The sequence below is a fragment of the Vibrio sp. CDRSL-10 TSBA genome (assembly GCA_039696685.1).
Lineage (GTDB): Bacteria > Pseudomonadota > Gammaproteobacteria > Enterobacterales > Vibrionaceae > Vibrio.
The window spans coordinates 133,609-160,563 of record CP155565.1; the positions used below are offsets into that span (position 1 = coordinate 133,609).

The 26,955-nt window shown below is 49.0% G+C and carries 19 protein-coding genes and 5 pseudogenes; 8 read left to right on the plus strand and 16 right to left on the minus strand.

Annotated elements, in window-relative coordinates; all coding sequences use genetic code 11:
- Nucleotides 1-211 precede the first annotated feature (211 nt).
- The gene (locus ABDK09_00690; protein ID XAW87997.1) at nucleotides 212-1,159 is read right to left on the minus strand and encodes a 2-dehydropantoate 2-reductase; all 948 of its coding nucleotides are present in this window, start codon (nucleotides 1,157-1,159) and stop codon (nucleotides 212-214) included.
- Nucleotides 1,160-1,348: 189 nt separating this feature from the next.
- Between ABDK09_00690 and thpR the strand changes: the two genes are divergently transcribed.
- The 3 genes from thpR (at nucleotide 1,349) to ABDK09_00705 (ending at nucleotide 3,099) form a co-directional block, all read left to right on the plus strand.
- The gene (gene thpR / locus ABDK09_00695) at nucleotides 1,349-1,894 is read left to right on the plus strand and encodes an RNA 2',3'-cyclic phosphodiesterase (GenBank protein XAW87998.1); all 546 of its coding nucleotides are present in this window, start codon (nucleotides 1,349-1,351) and stop codon (nucleotides 1,892-1,894) included.
- 134 nt (nucleotides 1,895-2,028) lie between these two features.
- Nucleotides 2,029-2,361 carry a hypothetical protein gene (locus ABDK09_00700; protein ID XAW87999.1) on the plus strand — a complete coding sequence of 111 codons (333 nt, stop codon included), beginning with the start codon at nucleotides 2,029-2,031 and terminating at the stop codon, nucleotides 2,359-2,361.
- A gap of 159 nt (nucleotides 2,362-2,520) precedes the next feature.
- Nucleotides 2,521-3,099 carry a cold shock and DUF1294 domain-containing protein gene (locus ABDK09_00705; protein ID XAW88000.1) on the plus strand — a complete coding sequence of 193 codons (579 nt, stop codon included), beginning with the start codon at nucleotides 2,521-2,523 and terminating at the stop codon, nucleotides 3,097-3,099.
- Here ABDK09_00705 and ABDK09_00710 read toward each other — a convergent pair.
- Nucleotides 3,096-3,458, minus strand: a complete 363-nt coding sequence (locus ABDK09_00710) for a DnaJ family domain-containing protein (protein XAW88001.1) — start codon at nucleotides 3,456-3,458, stop codon at nucleotides 3,096-3,098. The genes ABDK09_00705 and ABDK09_00710 overlap by 4 nt on opposite strands.
- 362 nt (nucleotides 3,459-3,820) lie before the next feature.
- On the opposite strand from ABDK09_00710, the gene ABDK09_00715 reads away from it, so the two are divergent.
- Nucleotides 3,821-4,375, plus strand: coding sequence for a DUF3750 domain-containing protein (locus tag ABDK09_00715; GenBank protein XAW88002.1), 555 nt, complete (start codon nucleotides 3,821-3,823; stop codon nucleotides 4,373-4,375).
- Between the two features lie 217 nt (nucleotides 4,376-4,592).
- Here the strand turns inward: ABDK09_00715 and ABDK09_00720 are convergent, their stop codons facing one another.
- The 5 genes and pseudogenes from ABDK09_00720 to ABDK09_00740 form a co-directional block, all read right to left on the minus strand.
- Nucleotides 4,593-5,591, minus strand: a complete 999-nt coding sequence (locus ABDK09_00720) for a branched-chain amino acid aminotransferase (protein ID XAW88003.1) — start codon at nucleotides 5,589-5,591, stop codon at nucleotides 4,593-4,595.
- Nucleotides 5,592-5,926: 335 nt separating this feature from the next.
- A pseudogene (locus tag ABDK09_00725) lies at nucleotides 5,927-6,939 on the minus strand (phospholipase A).
- 339 nt (nucleotides 6,940-7,278) lie between these two features.
- Nucleotides 7,279-8,181, minus strand: coding sequence for a protein translocase subunit SecF (gene secF, locus ABDK09_00730; protein XAW88004.1), 903 nt, complete (start codon nucleotides 8,179-8,181; stop codon nucleotides 7,279-7,281).
- A gap of 3 nt (nucleotides 8,182-8,184) precedes the next feature.
- Nucleotides 8,185-10,021 (minus strand): annotated as a pseudogene (gene secD / locus ABDK09_00735) (protein translocase subunit SecD).
- Nucleotides 10,022-10,198: 177 nt separating this feature from the next.
- On the minus strand, nucleotides 10,199-10,684 hold the full coding sequence (locus ABDK09_00740) for a hypothetical protein (GenBank protein ID XAW88005.1): 486 nt from the start codon (nucleotides 10,682-10,684) through the stop codon (nucleotides 10,199-10,201).
- A 383-nt stretch (nucleotides 10,685-11,067) separates the two neighbouring features.
- Between ABDK09_00740 and ABDK09_00745 the strand changes: the two genes are divergently transcribed.
- The 3 genes and pseudogenes from ABDK09_00745 (at nucleotide 11,068) to bluB (ending at nucleotide 14,056) form a co-directional block, all read left to right on the plus strand.
- On the plus strand, nucleotides 11,068-11,520 hold the full coding sequence (locus ABDK09_00745) for a pyridoxamine 5'-phosphate oxidase family protein (protein ID XAW88006.1): 453 nt from the start codon (nucleotides 11,068-11,070) through the stop codon (nucleotides 11,518-11,520).
- Nucleotides 11,521-11,692: 172 nt separating this feature from the next.
- Nucleotides 11,693-13,274 (plus strand): annotated as a pseudogene (locus ABDK09_00750) (sensor domain-containing diguanylate cyclase).
- 134 nt (nucleotides 13,275-13,408) lie between these two features.
- Nucleotides 13,409-14,056 carry a 5,6-dimethylbenzimidazole synthase gene (gene bluB / locus ABDK09_00755; GenBank protein XAW88007.1) on the plus strand — a complete coding sequence of 216 codons (648 nt, stop codon included), beginning with the start codon at nucleotides 13,409-13,411 and terminating at the stop codon, nucleotides 14,054-14,056.
- A 645-nt stretch (nucleotides 14,057-14,701) separates the two neighbouring features.
- Here bluB and ABDK09_00760 read toward each other — a convergent pair.
- On the minus strand, nucleotides 14,702-15,487 hold the full coding sequence (locus ABDK09_00760) for a LysR substrate-binding domain-containing protein (protein ID XAW88008.1): 786 nt from the start codon (nucleotides 15,485-15,487) through the stop codon (nucleotides 14,702-14,704).
- Nucleotides 15,488-15,614: 127 nt separating this feature from the next.
- On the opposite strand from ABDK09_00760, the gene ABDK09_00765 reads away from it, so the two are divergent.
- On the plus strand, nucleotides 15,615-16,457 hold the full coding sequence (locus tag ABDK09_00765; protein XAW88009.1) for a nitroreductase family protein: 843 nt from the start codon (nucleotides 15,615-15,617) through the stop codon (nucleotides 16,455-16,457).
- 360 nt (nucleotides 16,458-16,817) lie between these two features.
- Here the strand turns inward: ABDK09_00765 and ABDK09_00770 are convergent, their stop codons facing one another.
- The 8 genes and pseudogenes from ABDK09_00770 to ABDK09_00805 all read right to left on the minus strand — a co-directional run bounded on the left by ABDK09_00770 (nucleotide 16,818) and on the right by ABDK09_00805 (nucleotide 26,652).
- The gene (locus ABDK09_00770; protein ID XAW88010.1) at nucleotides 16,818-18,044 is read right to left on the minus strand and encodes a DEAD/DEAH box helicase; all 1,227 of its coding nucleotides are present in this window, start codon (nucleotides 18,042-18,044) and stop codon (nucleotides 16,818-16,820) included.
- Between the two features lie 71 nt (nucleotides 18,045-18,115).
- Complete coding sequence (locus ABDK09_00775; protein ID XAW88011.1) at nucleotides 18,116-18,361, minus strand: hypothetical protein; 246 nt, start codon at nucleotides 18,359-18,361, stop codon at nucleotides 18,116-18,118.
- Between the two features lie 401 nt (nucleotides 18,362-18,762).
- Nucleotides 18,763-19,830: a diguanylate cyclase gene (locus tag ABDK09_00780; protein XAW88012.1), complete on the minus strand. Its 1,068-nt coding sequence runs from the start codon at nucleotides 19,828-19,830 to the stop codon at nucleotides 18,763-18,765.
- 622 nt (nucleotides 19,831-20,452) lie between these two features.
- Nucleotides 20,453-20,653: a hypothetical protein gene (locus ABDK09_00785; protein ID XAW88013.1), complete on the minus strand. Its 201-nt coding sequence runs from the start codon at nucleotides 20,651-20,653 to the stop codon at nucleotides 20,453-20,455.
- A 404-nt stretch (nucleotides 20,654-21,057) separates the two neighbouring features.
- The gene (locus ABDK09_00790) at nucleotides 21,058-21,270 is read right to left on the minus strand and encodes a cold-shock protein (GenBank protein XAW88014.1); all 213 of its coding nucleotides are present in this window, start codon (nucleotides 21,268-21,270) and stop codon (nucleotides 21,058-21,060) included.
- Between the two features lie 417 nt (nucleotides 21,271-21,687).
- Nucleotides 21,688-24,553, minus strand: a pseudogene (gene gcvP, locus ABDK09_00795) (aminomethyl-transferring glycine dehydrogenase).
- A 127-nt stretch (nucleotides 24,554-24,680) separates the two neighbouring features.
- Entirely contained in the window at nucleotides 24,681-25,061 is a 381-nt protein-coding gene (gene gcvH, locus ABDK09_00800; protein XAW88015.1) for a glycine cleavage system protein GcvH, read from the minus strand.
- Nucleotides 25,062-25,343: 282 nt separating this feature from the next.
- Nucleotides 25,344-26,652, minus strand: a pseudogene (locus ABDK09_00805) (serine hydroxymethyltransferase).
- Nucleotides 26,653-26,955 lie beyond the last annotated feature (303 nt).

Consider the following 26,955-nt stretch of genomic DNA (forward strand, 5'->3'; position numbering starts at 1 on the left):
ATTGTTCTCCCCAACATAACTGCAGCAAAAAGTATGTGCGCGACTGCATAAAATACTCTGTTGGTGATAAAATATGTTGCTGGCGATAAAATATGTGGAATTTGGCAGTGAAAGTAATATTGCACAGCGCCCTGCTGACGCCAACGGCAGAGTCAACAGGGCGCTTGGATAGATCTGACAGACCAGACTCAATCGGGATGGTGATGGTGTATTAGTACATCTGCCCGCTGGCATGTTGCAGCAAACGGCTGATCAGCTCGGTATGGTGAGCCGGCTCGCCGGCTTCGCGGCAGTTGGCAATCACCGGGCCGCAAATGTCCTCAATTTCCATCGGGCGGCCTTTCTCACGATCGACCAGCATGGAAGTCTTTATCGCATCAAACTGGCAGATAAGCTCAAACATTTCGGTGACATCCTGTTCGCTCATTACCACACCGTCCACGGCTGCCGCGCGTGCGGTTTCCTGCATGATGCTGCGAATCGTTGCGCGCAATACGGGATCCTGAGTGACAACGCGCGTGTCTTTCTGAGTCAGTGCCGTGATGGGATTGACCGCGTTGTTGATCATCAGCTTGCGCCACAGCGCGTAATTGACGTCAGTGTAGAGCTGATTAGGAATTCCCGCTGCTGAAAACAGCCCCTGCAAGTACCCGATCCGTGCGGCGAGCTCAGGGTTCGTTTCATTATTTGGCCACGCGCCGAAGTCTATCTGCGCGATACCGGTAGCTTGCACGACCCCCGGTGAAACGACATGTGCGCCGATTTTGACGGCCAGTCCGCCAATTGTCCTCTTCATGCCTAACGCGTTGGCAATTACTTGTTCATTGCGGACACCGTTTTGGATTGACAGCAGTGGAACGTCGCTCTGGCTGAGCCAGGAGTGCATTTCTGCCAGTATCGGCCCGGTGGTGCTGCCTTTTGATGCGATGATCAGTAGGTCAAAACTGTCCGCGCTATGCGTTTGACACAAGCCCTGCACATCGGTTGCATCGACGGCCTGCTGAAATGTGAAATCGGGATGGTGGAGTGACAGCCCCTGAGATTGCAGAGTTTGGAGATGTTCACCCCGGGCAACAAACACCACCTGATGCCCGGCCTTAATCAGACGAGCCGCGTAATAACAGCCGATGCCACCGGCACCGATCATGGCAAATTTCACCTTATTCTCTCCTTGAATCTTTGTATCCCTGAATGATGATGTTCATCAGGTTAAACTGATTTGCATATCAGAACCAGAGCTGTATGCGATCTGTTCGTCAGACCTCAGTCAGGTCACTCATCCGGCGCGGCAGGATGAGGTATGCTTATCTTGATGACTGCACGGATGATGATTCAACGGAGAACGGCGATGGCGGGTAATAAGCGATGTTTTTTTGCGCTGACTTTCAATTCACAGGCCCAGGCGGCGTTGCAACACAGCCGTGATGTAGTGAAACAATGTGCCGCACGCGGCAGTTTTACCCACGATGGCAATTTTCACCTTACGCTGGAATTTATCGGCCAGGTCAGCGATTCTGACCTCGCGCTGCTTGGGGAATTATTGACCCAGTTAGAGAGCGAGCCCCCCAATTTGCTGTACAGTCGTCAACTTGGTCATTTCGATATCAAAGGCGGGCGGCTGATCTGGCTCGGCCTCAAGCCGGACGACAGGTTAATGACGTTACAGGCAGAGCTGCGCGGATTACTCGCGTTAAATGGTTTTACACCGGAAAACCGGCATTATCGTCCTCATATCACTTTGGGACGCCGTGTCGAACTGCATCAGCCAATCAATGCGCTGGTTATACCTGACACTGATTTGGCGGTGCATTCTGTGGCTTTAATGGAAAGTACCCATGTGGACGGAAAGCTGTGCTACCAGCCACTGTATGAAAGGCTGGTGGCTCAAAGTTAACACATACGACGGTGGTAAGATGGAGGATGGACTACAATTGAGGTGATCTTGGCGGCGACTTTATTCGATCTCGATACGGGTGAGTATTCAGTTCGTCAGCAAAGCAAATCTCATAACAAGAAGCGAGAACGGCAATGAAAAATGTAACCTCAGTCATGCTACTTGGATTGGTGCTGGGATTTTCAGCCAGCGCGATGGCCAATCATCATAAGCAGGGTGAAAACATGATGTCTGACAGTGGGAAGCAGAACAGTCAGGGCATGATGATGTCTGATGAAGATATGGATGAAATGCACAAAAATATGATGGGCATGTCCGAAGAAGAGCGTGCGCAGTACAAAATGAAACTGCAGGACTGCGAAAAAGCGGGCCGCAGTGCCAAAGAGTGTGAAGCAAAACTGGAACGTCATATGGACAGCAATAAAGACCAGATGATGAAGCAGGATAAAAAGAGTAAAACCTACTAAGCCTGAGCCATCCCTCAGCGTCAGAGAGGCGAACATAGTTGTTCGCCTTTTTAATGTCCGTCCTGCCCAGATTTACGTCAAAATGACGTATCGCTTGTCTCTGACGTCCTGATATCAGTTAAACTCAGACAAAACAACAGGCTGGGAAATTCCAATCATATGCAGGGTAAAATCAGCGAGTGGTATGACGATAAAGGATATGGATTTATCGTGACGCCGGAGCGTAAGCGCAAAATATTTGTCCATATTTCTGAACTGAGAAAAAAAGGGTTACGCCCCAAACTGAATGCCAAAGTCAGCTTTGAACTTGGGCGTGATAGTCAGGGCCGGGTCAATGCGGTGAATGTCGACATGCAAGGGGGAAACAGCCTTCCTTTGGCGGTGGTATTCGGCTGTGCGTTTGTGGTGTTTGTCAGCGGCACGACGCTGCTGATGGGCGGCGCGTTGGTCTTTATCCCGCTTTATTTGCTGCTCAGCCTCTTCACCTACCTGATGTATGCCCGGGATAAAAATGCGGCGCTGCAGGGCCATTGGCGCACACCGGAAAAAACCTTGCATCTGTTAGCTTTGGCCGGCGGCTGGCCAGGAGCGCTGTGGGCACAGAATCAGTTGCGTCATAAATCGCAAAAACAACCGTTTAAGACCATTCTCTGGCTGACCATAGCCCTGAATATCGTGGCCTTCAGCTGGACGCTGTCTCAGCCGGGTCATGCCTTGATTCAGCAGTGGTTACCTTAACGCTCTCCGGTTTGCAAGGTGCGTAAATAGCGGTGCAAGAAGCGGGTATCCACGCCTTGCAGCCGCATACGCAGTTCGAGCTGGCGCAGCTTATGCTCGGCATCACAGCGCTGTTGTGATCCTTCGGTGCAGCGCGCAACTAAATCGCATAATGAGATAGCCTGATTACGTTCTGCCAGTTCCGGCGGAATATAGCCGGCATTTTTCAACACCCGATAGCCCATACGCAGTTGCTCGGGCACCATGCTGTCATCATCAAGTTGCAAGGGTTCACCTTTGCCGGGCAGGTCATCCATTTTGCCTTCATTAAATGCAGCCTGAATGCGCTGTTCTGCGATTTTGTCGACCAGTGTACTCATCACTTTCTCCTGTTTGAGTGATCAGCTTACTCGCTCATTGCCGTATATCAAGAGGGAGCTGGCGTGTCTGAGAGTGGAATACGAGCGCTGAGCAGTTTGAAATACCATGCAACATATTTGTTGTTTATTGATGATTTTAATCAGGGCACCGCTTTTGATAAGGTAAAAGGGATAAGCTAAAAGGGCCAAGGTAAAGCAGCGCTAAGATAACCAGAGCGTTCATATAATCAGGCCCTAAGATAAGCAGAGTGGTAACGAACAATAAGTGCTATACCCAAACTAACTGGAGTTGCAGCCAATACCGCTGCAGCTTCAAGCAGCAAGGGGATACAGAATAGTAAGTGATGGCAGAGGGTATGTGCATGAGAAACAAGCTGGGTTTTAACCGTATGGTGCAGATTTTGTTGGTGTCAGCCGCGGCAATGCTCAGTGGCTGTACTCAGAGTGACTGGCGTTCTGCCAGCCGTGAACCGGCAGGCATCGCCCCGGATCCGCAGAATGACAAACAGGCGGTGATTGAGTTTTACGCAGCTGATGCGTTCAGTTGGCGTGGCTGGTTTGCCGTGCATACCTGGATGGCACTCAAACCGCAGGATGCTGAAGAATATACCGTGTACGAGGTGGTTGGCTGGCGGGTTGACCGCGGACAGCCGGCACTCTATCAGTACCAGACCGCAACGCCTGACCGTTACTGGTATGGCGCAAAACCTGAAAAAGTACTGTCGATTCAGGGTGAAAAAGCCGAGCAGTTGATCCCGAAAGTACAGAACGTGGTTGGTATGTATCCTTGGGCCAATGAATACACCCTGTTTCCGGGGCCAAACAGCAATACTTTCCCGGCCTGGGTCGGTAAGCAAGTGCCGGAACTGGGGCTGGAAATGCCGTTTCGTGCCATCGGCAGTGGTTACGCGGATTAAAACGCTAACATCAGGCTTACCCAAACAAGCCAAGATTGCCCAAATAAACCAACATTGCTCAAATAAACCAACATTGTGCAAACAAAAAGCCCGCTTTCATAGCGGGCTTTTGAGTTTTCGTGGTCGGCGTATGACGGCTGTCAGGTCAGGCACTTTAAACGAACGACTGATTTAAGTGATTGACCTGTCAGGCAAACAACACACTTCCGACCTGCAATTACGCGATTTTAGTCAGCCAGTTGTGTTTATCTGGTGCTTTACCCCACTGAATATCGTTCAGTGTCTGACGCAGTTTCTGCGCGATAGGGCCGATCTCGCCACTGCCGACTTTGTAATCTTTACCGTTGTGGATCAAAGTGCCGACAGAAGTCAGAACGGCAGCCGTACCAGATAGCATGGCTTCCACACCTGGTTTAGCCGCGCGTTCCAGCAACTCTTCAACAGAAACTTCACGTTCAGTGACCGTCATGCCCAGATCTTTAGCAATGGTCAGGATGCTTGAACGGGTGACGCCGTGCAGGAAGCTTGAGTCCAGTGCTTTGGTGATGATCTCGTTACCGTCAACCAGCAGGAAGTTTGCCGCGCCAGTTTCAGTAATGTAACCGTTTGGACAGAACAGAACCTGGTCTGCCTGATATTTTTGTTTTGCTTCCAGAGTCGGAGCCAGCGCGCTGGCGTAGTTACCGCCGCTCTTAATCATACCCATGTGTGGTGCGCAGCGCTGACCTTCTTCGTCCAGCAGCAGACGCAGAGCGTGTGCGCCGCCAGCGAAGTAATCGCCGACTGGTGACAACAGGATATACATCATTGAAGAGACGGAAGCTGCCGCCGCTTTACCAATCGCAGGTTCTGTACCGATGTGTGTTGGACGAATGTACATAGAACCCGGTGGTTGTGGGACGTCAGACGCGAACTCAGCAACGATATCGGTGATCATTTGCGAGACTTGCGCTTTGTCCAGCTCAGGTAGAGATAGCAACTTGCTGCTTTGTGAGAAACGCTCAACGTTCTGATCCATACGGAAAACATGCACACTGCCGTCTTCGTGACGGAATGCTTTCAGGCCTTCAAAACAAGTACTTGAGTAGTGCAGTACGTGTGCGCCCGGGTGCAGTGAGATGCTGTCTGATGAAACGATCTGAGCGTCAGTCCATTGATTATTTTCGTATGTTGCTAAAGCCATTTTAGGCATGAACACGCTACCAAAAGCCGCCATTATTATGATTTCCTAATTACTGTATTTATTTGATGAAGTGTTAGATTAAGTTTGGGCAGGCGAGAGATTAGTCGTCCAAGACTTAATATCAAAATACTAAAACAGATTCCGTCAGTAAGAAAGTAAAAGTCACAGATTCGGGAGTTCTCTGTGCCAGTCCTTGTAATCGCGGGGCTTTGCACGCTGATCTAAGCGCTGGCAAAACGTCAATTGACAGCCTTTGACTATAGGTTGCAAGGAGAATGATTGATGACATTAATCATTATGCCTGTTTAACAGCGGCGGACACAAAAGGGCTCAGCGTTACCGCTCAGCCCTTCGCCCCTGCACGTTGATCAGAGGATATCGGTAATCGCAATCCCGAGGCCAAAACGCTGCTGCTTATGGTTGTAATCAATCAGGTTTCTCACCGTAGCCGGTGGAATATTTCGCATAGCCGCGCACTTTACCCCAGATCGGGAAGGTCATGCCCAGTTCTGCGTAGCCGTTGTGAGTCTCAAAGTTTTCCCGGCCCATGAAATTCAGAGCCACACTGTCCCACTTATACACTGCGCTGAGCTCGAAATTGCCCATGTAGTCGCGGATATCCGGGTTATCATCACCGTCCGGGTCATCGGCGTAACTCTTGCTGTCTTCCGGAATGCGCCACCAAGGGCGAAAGTTAATAGCCAGGCGATTCTTTTCATAAGTAAATGAACCGTAGATACGGTTCCAGCTGCGTGACAGATCCTGGCGCTGGCCGTTGGACTGGTGTTCAATCCCAACCCCGAGCCAGGTATTGCCGCCAAAAGGTTTCCAAACGGTCGGCGTGTAGTAGAACAGTTCCGGCTGGTAGTTGGTTTCACGGAAAGGGCGCGAAATGGAACCGGCGTAAACCTGCCAGTAAGAACGCAAAGTAAAACCAAAGAACAGGGCATCATCTTCAAACAGCAGATCGGTGTAATTGAGCGGGATTTTAAAACTGATTTGGAATTCGGCTTCCGCTTTACGCAGATCTTCAGCCCAGCCTGTGTCCTGATACGCCTCGCGGTTAACGCTGTCGGTATAGGTGAACGGCAGAATGTAGTTCATTTTGTGTGGGGTAATCACAAACGGCTGGAACTCGGTGCTTTTTTCTAATTCCCGCCGTTGAGTCAGCAGCTCCGGCTCCTCAGTCGGCTCTTCTTTCTCTGGCAGTTCACAGCGCCGACGGACTTCATCTATGGTCATTTCGCCGCTCTGTCCGCGAGTGGCGTTCAGCAGACAGCGGTCATAATCGGACAGTTTCTTCCGCTTCGATGAATGGCGACAAAAATAGTGTGGCTAGTAATGTCGTCTGCAGCGTCGTCGTCTTTAGAGTCGCTTCCATGTGGATTCCTTGGCAAAAAGTGGTAGTTAAACCTCTGAAGTATAATTGCTATTTTATTCATTGTTGTAAAAGCAGTGTTATTGCTGCGCTAAATATCCTCCCTCAGGATGATATGCATCACAGTTATCTAGTCGGATTAATCACGGATCGGTATTTCAAAACTAACGTTTCTTTATTGCACAATTGAGGTTGTAAAAACCAGAGATTGTGAAAAAAAGAGGTTGTAAAAAAATAGAGGCCGTAAAAAAGGGACATACCTGCTGGCATGCCCCTTTTTTCGTAGCGCTGAGAATCCGTTGAGACTTACAGGCCAAAATGGTTGTTCAGATTTAGCCTGGTTTACGGCGCTAAATCCACTTCCACCGGCAGGTAATGACGAGGCTCAAGCTTGAGCCACTCCGGCAACACGGTACCGATAGAAATCGAGGACCAGGTACCGGAAATAATGCCGATGAACATGGCGGTCGCAAAACCCTCCAGCGGCGCGCCGCCCATCAGCCATAATGCCGCCACGGTAATCAGCGTCGTACCGGATGTCACCATGGTGCGTGAGAATGTGGCAACAACGGCCTGATCGTTGATCTCCTCGGTCGGAGTGTGCTGTTTGGCAACCAGCAGTTCACGAATCCGGTCGGCAATGATGATCGAATCATTCAGTGAGTAGCCGAGAATCGCCAGCACGGCAGCGAACACCGTCAGGTTGAATTCCATTTGCGTCAGGGCAAAGAAGCCCAGCACCAACACCACATCGTGGATCAGCGCCAGCAAAGCGCCACTTGCCAGACGCCACTCAAAGCGGAAACAGAGGTAACCCAGGATACACAGCATGCTGATCAGCAGGGCGAGGCCGCCCTGATCAACCAGATCCTGGCCGACCTGAGATCCGACCATACTGTTGCTGATGATTTCTACGCTATCAGACACCTGGTGCAGCAGCTGATTGATATCCGCTGCGCTCTGACCTTCAGCTGCCAGCGGGTAGCGAATCACCCAGCGACCTTCTGCGCCGGATTGAGTGACCGATGTGGACTCACCCAATACCGGTTGCAGTACATTGAGCAGATCATGGTTAGTGACCGTCTGGCTGACCACGGCCTCTGTGACCATACCGCCGGTAAAATCCAGACCCATATTCAGGCCACGCATGGCAAAAGCAGCCAGAGAGATCACCATCAGCGCGATAGACACCAGGCTGGTGATGTAGCGAATACGACGAATGCGAGTTTTTAGAAATTGAAGCATGATTTATACCCTTACATCACGACGACCGTCGCGTCCCCAAATCAGATTAATCATTGCGCGTGAAGCGAACACGCCGGTAAACATACTGGTCAGCAGACCGAGTCCCAGAGTCAGAGCAAAGCCCTGAATCGGACCGTTACCGATGGAGTAGAGGATAAGTGCCGTGATCATGGTGGTGATGTTGGCATCGAGGATAGTACTGAACGCGCTGCTAAAGCCGAGATCAATCGCCTGAGCAAAGCTGCGCCCTTCAGCCAGTTTGTCTTTGATACGCTCAAAAATCAGTACGTTGGTGTCGACCGCCATACCGACCGTCAGTACCAGGCCGGCAATCCCCGGCAGGGTCAGTACCGCGCCCGGCAGCAGGCCAATCAGCCCGAGCAGAGACACCATGTTGATGACCAGCGCGGTATTGGCGATCCAGCCCAGACGGCGGTACCACAGCGCCATAAAGGTCAGCGTCATCGCAAGGCCTAATGCCAGAGCAGCAAAGCCATTGTGGATGTTCTCTGCGCCCAGTGAGGCGCCGATAGTGCGTTCTTCGACAATGGTGACCGGCGCTGTCAGCGAGCCGGCACGCAGCAGTAGAGCCAGTTGCTGGGCTTCATCGGTCGAACCGGCACCGGTAATGCGGAACTGACTGCCCAGCTGTGACTGGATGGTCGCGACACTGATCACCCGTTCGCTGCGCTCGGTTTCCCCACGCGCGTTGGTTTTGTATTCGCGATACACGGTCGCCATCGGTTTACCGATGTGCTTGCCGGAGAAATCACTCATGACCTTACCACCCGCGTGATCGAGAGAAATGTTGACTTCAGAGAAGCCCATTTTATCGACCCCGGCACGGGCATTGACAATGTGATCGCCGGTCAGAACCGGACGTTTATTGAGCACGACGGTTTTGCCGTCGTTATCCTTGAGTACCAGGTTATCGCGTGACAACGCATCGTCGCCGGTTTTGGCTTCGTAGAACGCCAGACTGGCAGTTGCCCCAATCACATTTTTTGCCTGCGACGGATCCTGGACACCCGGCAGTTCGATACGGATGCTGTGTTCACCCTGGCGTTGGACCAAAGCTTCTGTAATGCCGAGTTCTTCAATGCGGTCACGCATAATTTTCAGGTTTTGCTGAATCGTCGCAGACTGAAAATCAAGTTTATTCTGCGCGGTCGGTAGCACGCTGAGCGTATTTGACTGACGTTTGATCTGCCAACCGGCGTAGTTTCTGCTTCAGGTAAGTGGTGATTTTACCCAGCGCTTCATCAGACTGGGTATCAACCTGCAAGCCATCCACTCCCTGGGCCGCGACACGTACACCACGCAGGCGCTCGCTGCGCAGCATATCTTTGATTTCGTCGATCATGGTATCGCGCTGCTCCTGGAATGCTTTATCGACATCCACATTGAGCAGAAACTGAACCCCGCCACGTAAATCAAGCCCAAGCTTGATCGGATTAAAACCGAGGCTCTGCAGCCACTGCGGCGCAACTGAAACATAAGAGTAAGTAATACTGTCATCGGCGCTAAGCTGTGTATCCAGCACTTCCCGGGCGTGGGCCTGATCGGTTTCGTTATCAAAGACCAGAACCAGATTGTCGCCTTTCTGGGTAATTTTTTGCGCCTTGATGCCTTGTTGGCTCAGATACTGATTGACCGAAGTCACATCAGATAAAGTGTGGTTCGGTGCGGATGACTGAATCTGGATGGATGGCTGCTCGCCATACCAGGTCGGAATCGCACTCAGGGCCAGCACCACAACGGTGACCACAAGCACCACATATTTCCAGGCAGAATAGTGGTTAAGCACACGTTTCGGTGCTTTGATTGGGTTTTTCTTCATAGATATCCCCTCGGCAAACGAGCCGAGTTAAAAAGCGGTAATGTGCAGCGTTGAAGCGTGGCTTGTCACGTCAGTGCTGCGAATGTCGCATTCGGCACTGCGCTTGGTACAAGCACATCAGGCAACGCTGGAATGATCAGCGCGTGTTATCCGGCGCCGATAATGGTTTCGGGAGTATCAGCAGAAATACTGGCTGTTTAATGCCACATACATGGCATTGGTCTCTTTCCAGCCGGAAAGACGATAAGAGGAATGAAAGTCCTGATAAGGAGCAGGAGCAGTCGACTGCGCCAGATGGATTGTCTGGTGAGGATCGGTAACAGGATAGAAGGGCGCGACGGTATCCAGCAGATCCGGTTCGCCATTGTGGCCGTTATATCCTTCTCGTCCGTTAAAACCGGCTCGTTCGTTATAACCTGCGCTCCGGGTCCAGCGAACAGAATTGATCAGTGCAGCTTTGGATCCGGTGTAATGGGTTTCGCTCTGCGGTGCCTGGGGCTGGGACGGAGATTCCGGCTCGTCACTCTGATGCAGCAGCGCGCTCAGCGTCGCGGCAGCTTTGCCTGATGCTGATTTGTTATTATCCAGCGACGCCAGAGCCTGCGCAGGCAAAACCAGCGCAATCAGCGATAACCAGAAAATACGAATCATGTGCCAGGACATACAGCGCCTACTTCAATAACAAGCTCGCAGTGTAAGGCCGGGTGTGACGGGGCTCAAGTAAAATTTTGGTCATTTGCACCGGGTTTTGCATGCGGCCGCTATGATTTCGCTTTAGTTATCAACCGATCTGGCTTTAGCTATCAACCGATCTGGTTTTAGTTATCAACCAATCTGTTGGCTGCAAGATGGCACCGTCATCAAACTCACACTAACAAGAATCATGTTATTGCACGTCAAATATGTGCTTGGTTGCAAAAGTCACAACAACTTGAAGCATGCCATATTGTATCTGACCAGACGTTAATCTATGGTTTTGAATGTAATTTGCGCAATTTTACGCGCGGTGAACGACAGAGCAGCAGAAACGGCAGAGTGAACGGGAGATGATGATGAACCTCAGGGAATATGCACAAAAAAGTGTGCTGTGCTGGCTGGCGACAACCGATGCAGATGCCACACCCAATGTTTCACCCAAAGAGATTTTTACCTTTTTCGATGACGAGCTGATGCTGATCGCCAATATCGCTTCGCCGCAAAGTGAACAGAACATATTCTCTAACGCCAAAGTGTGTGTCTCGTTTATCGATATTTTTGAGCAACGCGGATTCAAAGTACAAGGCATCGCGCGGGTGGTGAAAAAGCAAGACAGCGGCTGGGAAGGGTATTTAACGCGCCTGCGTCAGTTGGCGGATGAGCGTTATCCGATCCAAAGCATTTTTGAAATTCGCGTTGAGTCTGTGGCAAAAGTGCAGGCGCCGAGTTATTTCCTTTTTGCCGATACCACGCCAGAGAGCCAGGTTGAAAACGCTCTGAAAACTTACCAGGTAGCGCGTTAAGTTTGGGGAGGTTGCTGCGTTCTGTTTCGACTTGTCTGCAGTGCAAGCGAGCTTCAGGCGGCATCCATTACCTACAATTAAGCAATAAATACAATAAGACATTAGTTGCAGCTTAGGCTGGGGTCGTTTAGATTGGTGACGAGCGTCAAAGATTGGTGGAGACAGTGGGCACATGTTGGATAAATTGAATTTAGGAAAACTGATCCTGGTTTTGTGTGTATTCAGCGTAGTGGTGACCCTGTTTAATGCTTTTTACTCCATTTATCGCGTCCAGCATGATCTGATCATCAATAATACCCTGGAATCCAATCGCGTTTATGCGGAAAAAATGGCCGAGATGACGGATGCGTTTATCGATTCGGCCATGTCGCAGCTTAAATACAGTGCCCAGTCGCTAAGCACCGAAATGCAGGACGCTAACTTCCGCAGCAAAGAAGTCAATCGGCTGAAAAACCAGACCGATTCCTTTAACTCCGCCTTTATCGTCAATGCTGACGGTGTGATCGTGTCCATTTCGCCCGAAACCATTCAGGTGAAAGGCGTACGTTTAACCAGCGACAGAGCGCTGCAATCACTGCGTTCGCAGGAACCGATTGTAACCAACCCGTTTGTCTCCCCGGCGGGGAACTACATCATCAGTATTTCTTATCCTGTTTTTGCCCAAAATGGTGACTACTTAGGCTATGTAGCCGGCAGTATCTATCTGGAGCAGAAGAACATTTTAACCACCTTACTTGGTCAACACAGTTATAAAGATGGCTCTTACCTCTATGTCGTCGACCGCGCACATACACTGATTTATCATCCCGACGATCGAAGAATCGGCCAGGTGATTGTCAACAACAAAGTCATTAATACCGTGCTTGAGGGGAACAACGGCAGCCAGGCCGTTGTAAACTCCCAGGGCAAAGAAATGCTGGCAGGTTACGCACCTGTTGCTCTCGCCGGTTGGGGCATTGTTGCCCAGAGACCAGAGAATCTCACTCTCTCTACTCTGGATCAGCAGATGTGGAATGTTGTCCTGGAAACTCTGCCAATCGGCGCGCTGACTCTGCTCATCATTTGGATCTCGGCGGTCTTCATCTCCAAACCGTTATGGCAACTGGCGAGCGCGGTGCGAAACTTCGACAGCCACTCCACGGCAATGGATGATCTGACCCAGATAAAACCCTGGTACTTTGAAGCCTCGCATCTGAAACGCACCTTCCTTAATGCGTTGAGTATTGTGTCTAACACTATCGATCAGCTGCAGAAACGATACACTGACCGACCCAATGACCGGCCTGCTCAACCGCCGCGGTTTAGATAAAGCCGTTGACCGCCTGTGCGAGCAGCAGATCCCGTTTGCAGTGCTGGCTTTGGATGTGGATTACTTTAAACGAGTCAATGACACCTTTGGTCATGATGTAGGGGACGAACTGCTCAAAAGCGTTGCCGAGATTATCAAAAAACAGGCGCGTGATAATGATGTGGTTTGCCGGGCCGGTGGTGAAGAGTTTATCGTTTTTCTGACTAAGGCCGATGTTCACCAGGCGTTTAATGCCGCTGAGCGGATTCGTAAAGGGATTGAAAACACTCAGTTTGACACCGTAGGACAGGTCACGATTTCTATCGGTGTCTCTTATTGGGAAAGCGAAGGCGAACCGATTAACGCCATCATGAAAAATGCCGATGATGCGCTCTACCAGGCGAAACATAATGGCCGCAACCGCACAGAGCTGAAACAATCATCAGCCAGAAGTGAAGCGGAATAAGCTTCACGCTGCGCTCTTGTCTTAGGGCAAACCCTTTTCATCGTAGTGAAAAACACTATTGCCACTTTAGTCATTAAAGGTGGCAATATGGCCTCGTTAAATGCAGAATTCCCGGTTGGTGTTATGAGGTAATTATGAAAATTAACGAAACCGAGAGAGATGCCCTGTATAAAGTGATTTTTTCGCGCCGTGATGTACGCCGTGACTTTATACCTGACCCGATACCGGATGAGGTTGTAGAACGCATACTCATGGCGGGTCACCACGCCCCAAGCGTCGGCTTTATGCAGCCGTGGGATTTCATCCTGGTCACGGATCCGCAAACAAAACAGGCGATCAAAGCGGGCTATGCAGCCGCCAGCGCCGAGTCCGCCGAGCAGTTCGCTGCCGATAAACAAGAGACCTACAAAAGCTTTAAGCTGGAAGGCATCATGGAAGCTCCGCTTGGCATCTGTGTGACCTGCGATCGCCAACGCAATGGCCCGGTCGTGATTGGCCGCACCATCAAACCAGAAATGGATCTCTACAGCACCGTCTGTGCGATTCAGAACATGTGGCTGGCAGCACGTGCTGAAAACTTGGGTTTTGGCTGGGTGAGCATTATTCATGATGAGGTCTTGCGCGATACGCTGGATATTCCGGAGGAAATAGAAATCATCGGTTATCTGTGCCTCGGTTATGTATCGAAATTCAATGATAAACCGGAGCTGGAACAGTTTGGCTGGTTACCGCGGGAAGACATCAACTCGCTGATCCATAAAGGTAAGTGGTCACACAAGTAACTTTAACCCTCTGACGTGATTGTCGAATCGATTCTTTCACCATTCTTTCCAGCACAGGTACCCCAACCGTCGCTGAGTTTGAAACCTACCATCTGAATTAAGTGATATACCCAAACAACTTGGAGTTGTAGGTAGGCGGCAAATGAGTGAACCCCCATGAGCATAGAGACACTATGTGATTGGGGTGAACGAATGCAGCCAACACCGCTGCAGCTTCAAGTAGGAAGGGTATAGAAAGCTGCCTAAAAAAGGGACTGATTTGCCAAGGTGAATCAGTCCCTTTTCTGTATTTGCGGAGTCAGTGTGTCCGATCAAGCAACGGCTAACTAACAGCCCTAATCGTTGCCTGCGCAGTAGTGCAGACAGATAGCGTATGCACAGGGTACTAGCGGATGACTGGAGGATAGGGGATTCAGTTTTTAGTGGCTGAAACGCTTTTGCCCCATTACGTGTTTCGGACAGTGGGCCATATACAAATAAGAGTCCAACTGTACACAAATTTAAGTCATGTTATTAAATTACTACTGACTCGGAGTCACCCTTTCTGAAAGCCGTTGAGTTATCCAGTCAACAAAAAGACGAACCCTTGCACTTAGACGTTTTGTTGGAGGGTAAAGCAGAGAAATAGGAACATCGCCATCTGTTTCACGAGCAAGAAACCTGAATTAATTCTCCTGAGAACAATAGATTACTAACAACTGAAGCATGAGTTTGTCCAATTCCATAACCACTCAAAATAAAATTTACATAGCTTGCACTATCATTTGTAGCAATATTAAACCTCGATATTCGCTTTTCAACTCCATTGTTGTTAAAGATCATAGGCCGAACTTCGCCATTGTTTGCACTAATGTAACCAACAATCTGATGCGATTTTTCTAGTTCATCACTACTTTCAGGCATGCCAAATTGTTTAATGTACTTAGCACTTGCACAGGTAACTAGTTTATCTTTATAAATCGTTTTTCCTATCATCGATGAATCTGCCAGTTTACCAGCTCGAATCACGCAATCTATGCCTTCCTCGACTAGATTTACTGGTCTATCACCACTCCCTAGGATTAACTGAATATCTGGATAACGTTGCCTAAATTCATCCAGCATGGGGAATAAAACAAAAGTAGCTAATGATGAGTACACATCTACTCTTAATCGACCTTTAGCAGTTGACTTCATACCCATTAAGGCTTCGTCAGCTTCATCAAGTGCAGACATCAACTGATTAACACGATTGTAATAATCTATCCCTTCGACAGTAAGCGTTACAGAGCGCGTTGTTCGTTGAATCAACTTTGTACCTAAGTATTCTTCCAAATCTATTAGAGCTTTACTAACGGTTGATCTAGGCATGTCGAGCTGAGCTGCTGCTTTGGTAAAAGAGCGGCATTCAGCAATCTTTTGAAACGTTCTTATCGCTAGTAGTTGATCCATAAGTCTATCTGTTCTCTTTTTATCAATTGTACATGATTATGGAATATCATGTCATGATTAGCGCGTTTATCTAACCAATAATGATAGTTATTGTAGAAGCATCTTCAATGAACTAGGGATAAAGAAAATGTCACTTTATAAAGATGAAGAACTACTACAGCAGAGATATGGCTCACAACAAAAGCCAGATAACATACAATGGACTCCTGAAGTTAAAACGATGTTGACTCACCGTTCTGTGAGAACCTTTCTGCCTGAAGGTCTACCAGAAGGTACACTTGAAACTATGGTTGCTGCTGCTCAGTCTGCATCAAATTCTTCAGCACTAAATCAATGGAGCCTTGTCGCTGTTACAAAACCAGAATTGAAACAACTGATTGCTGATACTATTGCGGCCACCGTTCCTACAGATCGAATACCTTGGATAGAAGAAGCTCCTGCTTTATTACTTTGGGTAGCTGACTTGTCTCGCTCTGAAGAGATAACCAAACAGCACGGAGGCGATCCGGTTGTACTTGATTACTTAGATTCATTTCTGATGGCTTCAATTGATTCAGCTTTAGCGGCACAAAATGCGTCTTTAGCTGCTGAATCTATGGGGTTAGGTATCGTGTTTCTTGGTGTAATGCGCAATGCAGCTAAAGAGCTGGCAGAAATGATTAATCTTCCACCTTATAGTTTTGTGACATTTGGTATGGCTGTGGGAAAACCAGATCCATCTCGAGCCAGTTCTATACGTCCACGTCCAGCACAGCCCATGGTTTTACATTATAACAAATATGAGCCGGGTGAATATGTTAAGTATCTAGATGGGTATGAAGAAGCTATACTCAATTTTCGTACCGAACAGGGTATGAAAATAAAAACTTGGCAAGAGGCTGTTTGCTTTGCTGCTACAGACATGAGCTATATGGGAGGGAGAGAAAAACTTCGTCAAACTATAGAACAGCGTGGTTTCAAATTACTTTAATACGATTAGTGCCAGATGTAGTGGCCGAAAGATCTTGGCCACTCAGATCGGGTTAAATTGCCTAGGTGCAATATTAGGAATAATCCGACTATCCTATGGTGTGTAACTCGTAATTGTCCATATCAGTCTCAGCGACAGGCTTGGAATGCCTGTGATCACGGAGCGATTCTGTCGTGCCTTAATTACCAAGCGATTTTGTCATTACCATCACCACCGAGGTAAATTGACGGGACTTATTAGCGACACCTAACTTGATTACAAAGATGACATATAGCTGCCACCATAGTCATCTTTGCTGCATTTCTTTGCCTATAGAGATCCAGTATGGTTGAAAGGATGTCTATAAATCACGCCATTTAGTTATCGTTTGGGCTTGCCCTGAAATTGCTTGATACTTTTTTTCTGATTAGTTCTGCGATTAGCTTGTTTATCCCTCGGAGCACGCTTATTTTCACCAGTAGAGGGCTTGTCGGTGACAGGGAAACCGTCCAGCTCGTTTAGCGGAAGTTTACGCTGGGTAGCTTTTCTGATTGCGTCCAGATATTCAGCCTCTCCATGGCAAACCAGAGACAGTGCGATTCCTTTCTGGCCAGCTCTCGCAGTACGACCGATTCGATGCACGTAAACTTCTGCGTTTGATGGCAGCTCAAAGTTTATCACTACCGGTAAATTTTCCACATCGATACCACGAGCCAGTAAATCAGTTGCGATAAGAACATCCACTTTTTGCTCTTTAAACAGATTGAGAGTGGCTTCTCTTTCAGCCTGATCTTTGTTTCCATGCAATGCGGCAGTGGAAAGCCCCGCCTTGTTCAGCTTCTTACATAATGCATCAGCGTTATCTTTGGTTCCGATGAATACTAATACCTGGCGCCAGTTGTTTTGCTTTATGTGGTCAATAAGCGCGTTGGTTTTACTGCCTTTATTGACTAAATACAGCTCCTCTTTGATCGCTTCTGCTTTTTCCGCATTTCCATGGGCCTGAATGAACACAGGGGAATTCAGTAAGGTTTTAGCCTTATTTTCGAGCGGCTCAGGGAAGGTGGCCGAAAACATTAGGGTCTGACGCTGTTCCGGTAGCATTTCAATAATGCGCTGAACGTCTTTCCAAAAAACCATATCCAACATTCTATCGGCTTCATCGAGAACCAACTTGCTTATATTTCTCGTATCGAACGCGCTCTCGCCTAATAGCTCAAGCAGTCGGCCGGGTGTCGCGACAATAATGTCAGGGCCCAGATCAAGTTCGGCTTTCTGCTGCTCTTTATCTACGCCACCACAAATACAAACAGACTTCACATTTATGTTTTTAGATACCAAACAAAGCGCGTCATTGACCTGTGTCGCAAGCTCGCGGGTAGGAACCAGGATAAGAGCCTGGAAATGAGATGGTTTCTCGCTGATTTGCTCTAAGAGAGGTAATCCATAAGCAAATGTTTTGCCGCTTCCTGTTTGAGCGATTGCAAGCACATCCTGTTGATTGAGTATCGCAGGAATGGCGAGTGTCTGAATTTCTGTTGGTACGTTAAACGTAGCGGGCAGGGCAGCAACTAGTTGTTGACTTAGAGGAAGCTTAGTAAATGGCATAGTTTATGTTTTAGTCTCTTTTGTTTTACCTTCAGGACATCGAGCGTCTCAATAATCCCTTTAATCAAGCGTCAAGTACCCAGTTTCGTGGCATAAATCGTTATGGCGATCAGAAGAGTCAGAATGACCGGGATCGCCAGCATCTTGGCCAGCTTTTTCTTGAAGCTCTGTGGTTCAAATACCACGCCTGCAGCTTCCTTCACTCGCCGATCTTCATCAAAATGCCACTTAATCGCAAAGTAGGCTCCAATTGCTGTAACTATAATCTTAAGAGCACCAGCAAAGTACGGAAAGAAATTACCCCAACCGTTGTCCATGATCTATCTCCATCAAAATTAAATATCGATTTACGGCAGCGTAATCAAAGGTTGATATTGACTCTGTGATATCGCTAAACCGGACGTTTCTGATTGGCTAAACACAGCACATTTTTAAGTGAGATTGACACAAAGGCAGGCGTTATAGCGAGCGTAAGTCTACTGCTCGCGCTCGCTGTTCACAACCCCAACCGCAAGCGCCAACCGATCCGCGAGGAGAGATGGGATGAAACAATCTGGTTCAGTCCGAGAAACCGCGAATTAGCCCAGGCAAGCGAACTGCGGGTACAGTGGGTTATACCTGATTTATACTAGTTCAGATCTGATTGTTGGCTCGCATCTCATCTTTGTTCTGATACATGCTTTTATCCGCCTTGGACAGAATCTCGTTAATGATCGATTTATTCGCTTTTCCTTTGAATGTATAGAAACCCGACGCTTGAAGATAACGGGATCTCTTCGTTTTGCCATTGCAGTGGTGAGGTCTTGATTGAACGTTGGATTTTATCAATCACTTGCTCGACATCATCCGGGTTGTGCATGCGTGGCAGAATGACAATGAACTCGTCTCCGCCCATTCTGGAGATAAAGTCCGCTGAACGGGTCGATTTTTGTAACAACATTGCGGTGTGTTTTAACACGGCATCACCGGCCTCATGGCCGTAGGTATCGTTGATTTTTTTGAACTTGTTGAGGTCGATATTTAATACCGTAAACGCAATGTTAGCACCGCCTTTCGACATGATGCGGTTAAGCTCGTTAAACAGATAACGGCGGTTCGGTAAATGGGTGAGGTCATCCTGCAAAGAGTGTTTCTGCGCACGGAAATAGTTGCTGATAAAAAATACGACGAGCAGATAACCGGCCGCAAAAGTAATGGTGCCGAGTGTTATAAACAGACTCTTGAAGCTGTTTATGTTCTCAATTTCATTCAGGTCTTTATATTTGGCAAACAGAGTCCAGCTACCGTTAGGCAGGCTTATAGGATAGTTGATGTCAAAATCCGACAGAGTGGCTTCATCACCTTCAATCAATCTTTTCTCGAAACCATCATGGCCGTTGGCAACTAGAGCAATGTCCGCTCCTTTCACATTGTGCAGGTTGGACAGGGCGATCAGGTTGTCGTAGCTAATTACCACGCTCAGACCGCCCCAATACTCGGTATTGTAAGGGACATCGGTAAATATCGGATAGCGGGCGATAATGGCTTTGCCGCCCTGGACCAGTTCTAACGGCCCTGCCAGGAAGACTTTCTTATTCTGTCTGGCGATTTGCACGGTTCTGTATTGGTGGGGGACGGTTCTGAAATCCAGTCCAATCGCTTTCTCATTGCCTTGCAATGGGTAAACGTAATGGATTACATCGTTCGGCGCTAAAGCTATGTTTCTGACCAGTTGCGCTTTGGCCAGGAATTGCTCACCTACTTTGTTCCAGTTGTGGGTAGCGAATTGGGGATCGAGCGCCACCACGGAAGCGAAGCTGTCTGCCAGGTAGGTGTCGCGAAAGATGTTAGCCTCGATACTGTATCTGACTAAAGCGATGTCGTGTTGGATGGCTTCTTTTTCTTGCTGGACCTGGTTGCCAATAAACCTATCAGTCGTCAGAGTGATGACTGTATAAGAAAAGAAAATGTACGCTACGGTTAATAAACCATAAGACCATCGGCTAAATTTATAGGCTTTTATAGCATTACTCTCTTAGGTGGATAAGTACGACAACGCTTGTTGCTCAATAATTATTCATTATGTCAATAAGATCAAGTGATAACCGCGTTATCTGATTTCATGACTTATCGGCAGTGGTGAGAGTCCGCCACAGTTGCAAGCGGGCTCAGCAACTGAAAATTATGATAGGTTTGAGACATTTAATCAATAAAAGCCAAAAGGGGACTGTCGTTTCGCTCTAAACGCCACTTAAGTGCGTCGAGGAAGGGATTTGCTCATGTTGACCTCCTGATCGAAGAGTATGGTCAACATTGGTAGTGAAGCGCTTTAGCGCATTTCTGCGCAAGGCTTGGCTGGGATGAATACCGGTAACAGAAATAAGCGGAGGGAGATCTTAGCCTGAATGTGGCTAAGTCGCGGTAAAAATTTAGAACTTATTGATGTATCGTTCAGCGCTTGCGAATAACTTATCACAGACTTTCTTTTGAGCGGCATGCTCAGCAGTACCTGCATCCATCGCATCCAGCACTTCTTTTGCTGCCTGGTATTCCGCGGCCATCTGCGCAAAGCGTTCTTCAAAGTTGTTTTTTTGGATTTTTTTGCCCGATTTTTTGACTGGCTTTCTCATGTCACTCTTCCTTATAAATCGCCAAGCTTGTTTTGTTTACACAAAATATGCTCAGCATTTTCTTGTCTGATCAATGCGCTCTGGCTGTTATCCAAGCTACTTGTCTTAGAACATCGCAGAGGTGTTGTCAGCTGATGGTTGCTGCAAGCTCAATACGCTTCATTCATTTGAATAGAAAATGACCGAAAATTCTTCCCCGGGAATGTCTTATTTCACCAAGATTGTTCAACTCATCAATGAAAATTTAAGTCAAAGAACTGGGCATATCTTTGGGGTCGGATGATAGGGCGTTTTGAAACATCGCTGTCTGGCCGATGTGTCACTGATGACCAAGAGGTCTGTTGTGATGAAGAAGATATTGAACAGAAAGCTCTCGCCTAGAGGCAAGAGCTTTACTGAAATCTTTATACTGGAGTAACGTTCGCCGCTTGTGGGCCTTTGTTACCTTGTTCTACGTCGAACGATACTTTTTGGCCTTCAGACAGAGTCTTGAAGCCATCGCTCACGATTGAACGGAAGTGAACAAACAGGTCAGCACCGCCATTGTCTGGAGTGATAAAGCCGAAGCCTTTTGTTTCGTTAAACCATTTTACTAGACCAGTTGTTTTATTAGACATATATATCTCGATAGATTGATTAAGTTAAAAAGAAAGCTACTAAATAAGGAATGAAGAAAAAGTTATCGCAGAGTAGATATGACGAATTGGATCGAAAAACAACTGAGAAGATCTTGAACTAAATAATTTATCAATAGCTCACTGTTAGAGCTGCCGACACTATACACGATATCAATAGAATAGATATTTATTTCGGAACTAAATTTTATTAGCTATAAAAATCAGCAAGTTAGGATGATCCTGTTCTCTTTGATGCGCTCCGTTGCTCAATCCAAACCAGCAACGGAATGAGTACAAACGACCCAAATAGTGCATTTAATATGCGTTCGTACCCGTAATCAGGCTTCGAATTGGGTAGGGCGCGGACACAAAAAAGGCGAACGGATGTTCGCCTTTTCAATTTGATGGCAAATGATCTTAGTCTTGGTACGAATCAATGCTCGGGCAAGAACAGATCAAGTTACGGTCGCCGTACACGTTATCCACGCGGTTTACCGTTGGCCAGTACTTGGCATCTTTCGCTTGCTTAGACGGGAAGCAGGCGATGTCGCGTGAGTACGGGTGAGTCCACTCGTCACTTGCCAGGTCAACCTGGGTGTGCGGAGCGTTTACCAGCGGGTTGTCTTCCAGCGGCCATTCACCGGCGTGAACTTTGCTGATCTCTTCGCGGATAGCGATCATCGCGTCACAGAAGCGATCCAGTTCTGCCAGGTCTTCTGATTCGGTTGGTTCAACCATCAGAGTGCCGGCAACCGGGAACGACATGGTTGGCGCGTGGAAACCGTAATCCATCAGACGTTTAGCAATGTCTTCTTCGCTGATGCCAGTTTCTTCTTTCAGCGGACGGATATCGATAATACATTCGTGTGCGACGCGGCCGTTAGCACCACGGTACAGAAACCGGGTAGTGCGGCAGCAGGCGTTCCATCACGTAGTTCGCGTTCAGGATAGCCACTTCGGTTGTTTTAGTCAGGCCTTCAGCGCCCATCATCGCTATGTAAGCCCACGAGATTGGCAGGATAGAGGCACTGCCCAGGTCAGCTGCTGCGACTGCAAAGTCAGAACCTTCCACACCGCCTTCAATGTGGCCCGGCAGGAATGGCGCCAGGTGTGATTTCACACCGATAGGACCCATACCCGGACCGCCGCCACCGTGCGGGATACAGAAGGTTTTGTGCAGGTTAAGGTGCGACACGTCAGAGCCGATGAAGCCCGGAGAAGTCAGACCGACCTGAGCGTTCATGTTCGCGCCGTCCAGGTAAACCTGGCCGCCCGCTGCGTGGACCATGTCACACACTTTACGTACCTGCTCTTCATACACACCGTGGGTAGAAGGGTAGGTGATCATGATGGCTGACAGGTTGTCCTGGTGTTTCTCGATCTTGGCTGCCAGATCGTCGATGTCGACGTTACCGTTCTGGTCACATTTCACCACGACCACTTTCATCGATACCATTGAGGCGGTTGCAGGGTTGGTGCCGTGCGCTGAGCTTGGGATCAGGCACACGTTACGGTGACCTTCGCCACGGCTTTCGTGGTAACGCTGAATAGCAATAAGACCAGCGTATTCACCTGACGCACCTGAGTTTGGCTGCAGTGAGAATGCATCGTAACCGGTAATTTCACACAGTTTTTGCTTCAGATCGCTGGCCAGGGCTGCGTAACCGGCTGCCTGTTCTTTTGGTGCGAACGGGTGGATAGAACCGAATTCCGGCCAGGTTACTGGAATCATCTCGGCGGCCGCGTTCAGTTTCATGGTACAGCTGCCCAGCGGGATCATGCCGTGGGTCAGTGAGAAGTCTTTGTTTTCCAGCTTTTTCAGGTAACGCATCATTTGCGTTTCGCTGTGGTGCGTGTTGAATACCGGGTGAGTCAGGTACGATGACGTACGACGACAATCTTCCGGAATTGCTGCGAATTCGTTCGACTCGATGGCTGAAGACAGCGCGGTCACGCTTTCCGTCACGCCGAAGACTGCAAACAGCGCTTCAACGTCAGCCACGCTGGTGGTTTCATCCAGGCTGATACCCAGTTGCTCTGGCAGTTTACGCAGGTTGATGTCTGCCTGCAGTGCTTTCTGGTACAGCGCTTCAGTGTTGCTGCCGCTGTTCAGAGTAATGGTATCGAAGAAGCTGTTGTGTGCCAGCTCAAAGCCCGTTTTAGTCAGGCCAGCGGCCAGAATTGCAGTCATGTGGTGAGTACGGCGAGCGATAGTGCGCAGGCCTTCAGCACCGTGGAATACCGCATAGAACGAAGCCATGTTTGCCAGCAGCGCCTGTGCAGTACAGATGTTCGACGTCGCTTTCTCGCGGCGGATGTGCTGTTCACGGGTCTGCATTGCCATACGCAGTGCCTGGTTGCCTTTCTTATCGATAGACACACCGATAACACGGCCAGGCATGGTACGTTTGTGCGCGTCACGCGTTGCCATGAACGCCGCATGCGGACCGCCGTAACCCATAGGTACGCCGAATCGCTGAGCTGAACCGATCACGACGTCTGCACCCATTTCACCGGCTGGTTTAAGCAGGGTGCTGGCCAGCAGATCAGTCGCAACCGTGACTAAGGTTTTGTTAGCGTGTGCTTTTTCGATGATGTCGGTCAGATCGCGCACTTCACCTGTGGTGCTTGGGTATTGCAGCAGAGCGCCAAACACATCTTGTTCTGCCAGGCAATCGATTGCGCCGATTTGCACTTCAAAACCCAGGAAGCCTGCGCGGGTCTTCACCACTTCGATTGTTTGCGGGTGAACATCGTCTGCCACGAAGAAGACTTTGCTCTTGCTCTTACCGGCACGGTGGCACAGAGCCATCGCTTCAGCGGCGGCAGTCGCTTCATCCAGCAGGGACGCGTTCGCGATTTCCATGCCGGTCAGGTCCATCACCATCTGCTGGTAGTTAAGCAGAGACTCCAGACGACCTTGTGAGATCTCTGGCTGGTATGGGGTGTAAGCTGTGTACCAGCCTGGGTTTTCCAGAACGTTACGCAGAATAACGTTTGGAGTGAAGGTGTTGTAGTAACCCTGACCGATGTAGGTACGCTTGATCTGGTTCTGATTTGCGAACACTTTCATTGCGTTCAGCATGTCGGCTTCGCTTTGAGCCGGGGCCAGATTCATTGGCGCTTCCAGACGGATATTGGCTGGAACGGTTTCTTTGATCAGAGCGTCAAGGCTGGCTGCCTTGATAGTGTTAAGCATTTTTTGCTGATCATCAGCATTTGGACCGTTGTGGCGAGCAACGAATTCATTTTGTGTGCTTAGGCTGTGAAGTAATTCTGTCATTGTCCTTTACCTTTTCTACCCGGAGCAACTGGCGCGAGCGCTTTACTGAGCCGGGTACAGAACCGCCGTTTCGGGCTGGGCGGTTTTGAAAAAGCCGCCCATAGGGCGACTTGATAACCAGAGACGATTAGTCTTCTTCGATAGAGCTCAGGTATTCCTCAGCGTCTTTCAGGTCGTCCAGTTCAGATGGATCAGACAGTTTTACTTTAACGATCCAACCGCCTTCGTAAGATTCTTCGTTGATTAGCTCAGGGCTGTCCTGAAGCTCTTCGTTCACTTCTACGATCACGCCGCTTACCGGTGCGTAGATGTCTGAAGCTGCTTTTACAGATTCAACCAGAGAGAAGCTTTCGCCAGCTTCGCATTCGCTGTCCACTTCTGGCAGTTCAACGAATACGACGTCACCCAGCATTTCCTGTGCATGCTCAGAAATACCGATGGTTACGGTACCGTCACCGTTATCACGTACCCATTCGTGGCTATCTGTAAACTTCAGTGTTTTGTCCATTGCATTATCTCCAAAATATATCTCTAAATTGCAGCCTTCCCAATTGTGTCGCGGGGTGGTTCTTCGGGATACGACACTCAGTTTCCGGCTAAGCTAACTGTTGTTCAGGCAGAGTGCCAACAGGCAGTCTGCTTTCAAATCTAACGACGGTTTTTTACAACTTTACTTCTTTGTTCAATGGCATGATGCAGGGACTGTGCCCGCATCATGCTTATTTATTTTGTCGCGCGCTACATTAGTCAGTAGAGCTAATAGAGCGTTAAATGACGGCTAAACGGTCATTTATTGGTAGAGCGGGAAGCGCTGGCATAGCGCCTTAACCTGTTTGCGAACACGTTGTTCCACTTCCGGGTTACCTTGCGGGCTTGCGACCAGACCATCCAGCACGTCGCCAATCCACTCACCGATTTGTTTAAACTCTTCACTGCCAAAACCACGGCTGGTGCCCGCAGGTGTACCTAAACGGATACCAGAAGTAATCATAGGCTTCTCTTCGTCAAAAGGGATGCCATTTTTGTTACATGTGATACCGGCACGTTCCAGCGCCTGCTCGACCAGGTTACCTTTCAGGCCTTTCGGACGCAGGTCAACCAACATCAGGTGGGTATCGGTCCCGCCGGTCACGATGTCACAGCCGCGAGTTTGCAATACTTCTGCTAAGGTTTTTGCGTTGTTGATCACTGAATCAATATAGGTCGAAAACTCAGGGCCCAATGCTTCACCAAATGCGACCGCTTTCGCCGCAATAACGTGCATCAGCGGACCGCCCTGCAGGCCAGGGAATACTGCTGAGTTGATCTTTTTAATGATCTCTTCGTGGTTGGTCAGAATCATGCCGCCACGCGGCCCGCGCAGTGTTTTGTGAGTTGTGGTGGTCACCACGTCGGCAAATGGCAGCGGGCTTGGATGCGCACCCGTTGCGACCAGGCCGGCAATGTGCGCCATATCGACCATCAGCAGCGCGCCGACTTCATCGGCAATTGCACGGAATTGAGCGAAATCAATGGTGCGCGGAATAGCAGAGCCACCGGCAATGATGAGTTTTGGTTGATTTTCTTGTGCCAGTTGACGCACTTGATCGTAGTCGATCTCCATGCTGTCACGGCTTACGCCGTATTGCACTGCGTTAAACCATTTACCAGACAGAGCCGGGCGGGCGCCGTGCGTCAGGTGGCCACCGGCATCAAGCGACATCCCCATGATGGTATCGCCCGGTTGCAGCAGAGCCAGCATCACTGCGCCGTTTGCCTGAGCACCAGAGTGCGGCTGAACGTTTACGTATTCGCAATTGAACAGTTTCTTGGCGCGTTTCGATGGCGATGGCTTCGACGCTGTCAACGTGCTCACAACCACCGTAGTAACGGCGGCCAGGATAACCTTCAGCGTATTTATTGGTCAGGCAGGTGCCTTGGGCTTGCATGACTGCTTTAGAAACGATGTTCTCGGAAGCAATCAGTTCAATTTGTTCGTTTTGACGGGCGAATTCATCCTGAATGCCGGCAAATACTGCGTCGTCAGTAGCAGCAAGATTGGTGGAGAAGAAGCTCTCCAGGCGATGATTTTGGTAAGCTTTATTTGCGTTGGCGTTCATAGTAGATGACCTTCCAATAATCTGACGAGCCTGGCGCGTCGTGCTGCTCGTCGGTCCTTTTAAACGGTCTGGCTCACGCCAAACCCTGCTTAAGTGGATTGTTCCCTAAATCACCTACCCATCTGACTGGCGTTCCGGCGTTGAGATTGAAAAATGGTCAAACCGAGCAACCTGCTGGTTAGCTGCTTTTATCATCCTGTCCGGCGCTATTTTGTCTGGGTAGAAGCCCCAAAAACCAGGGCAAAACCCGCTACCAAATGTTAAATCCATTCCATCCGGAGGCGGTAAGCTGCATCTCTACAT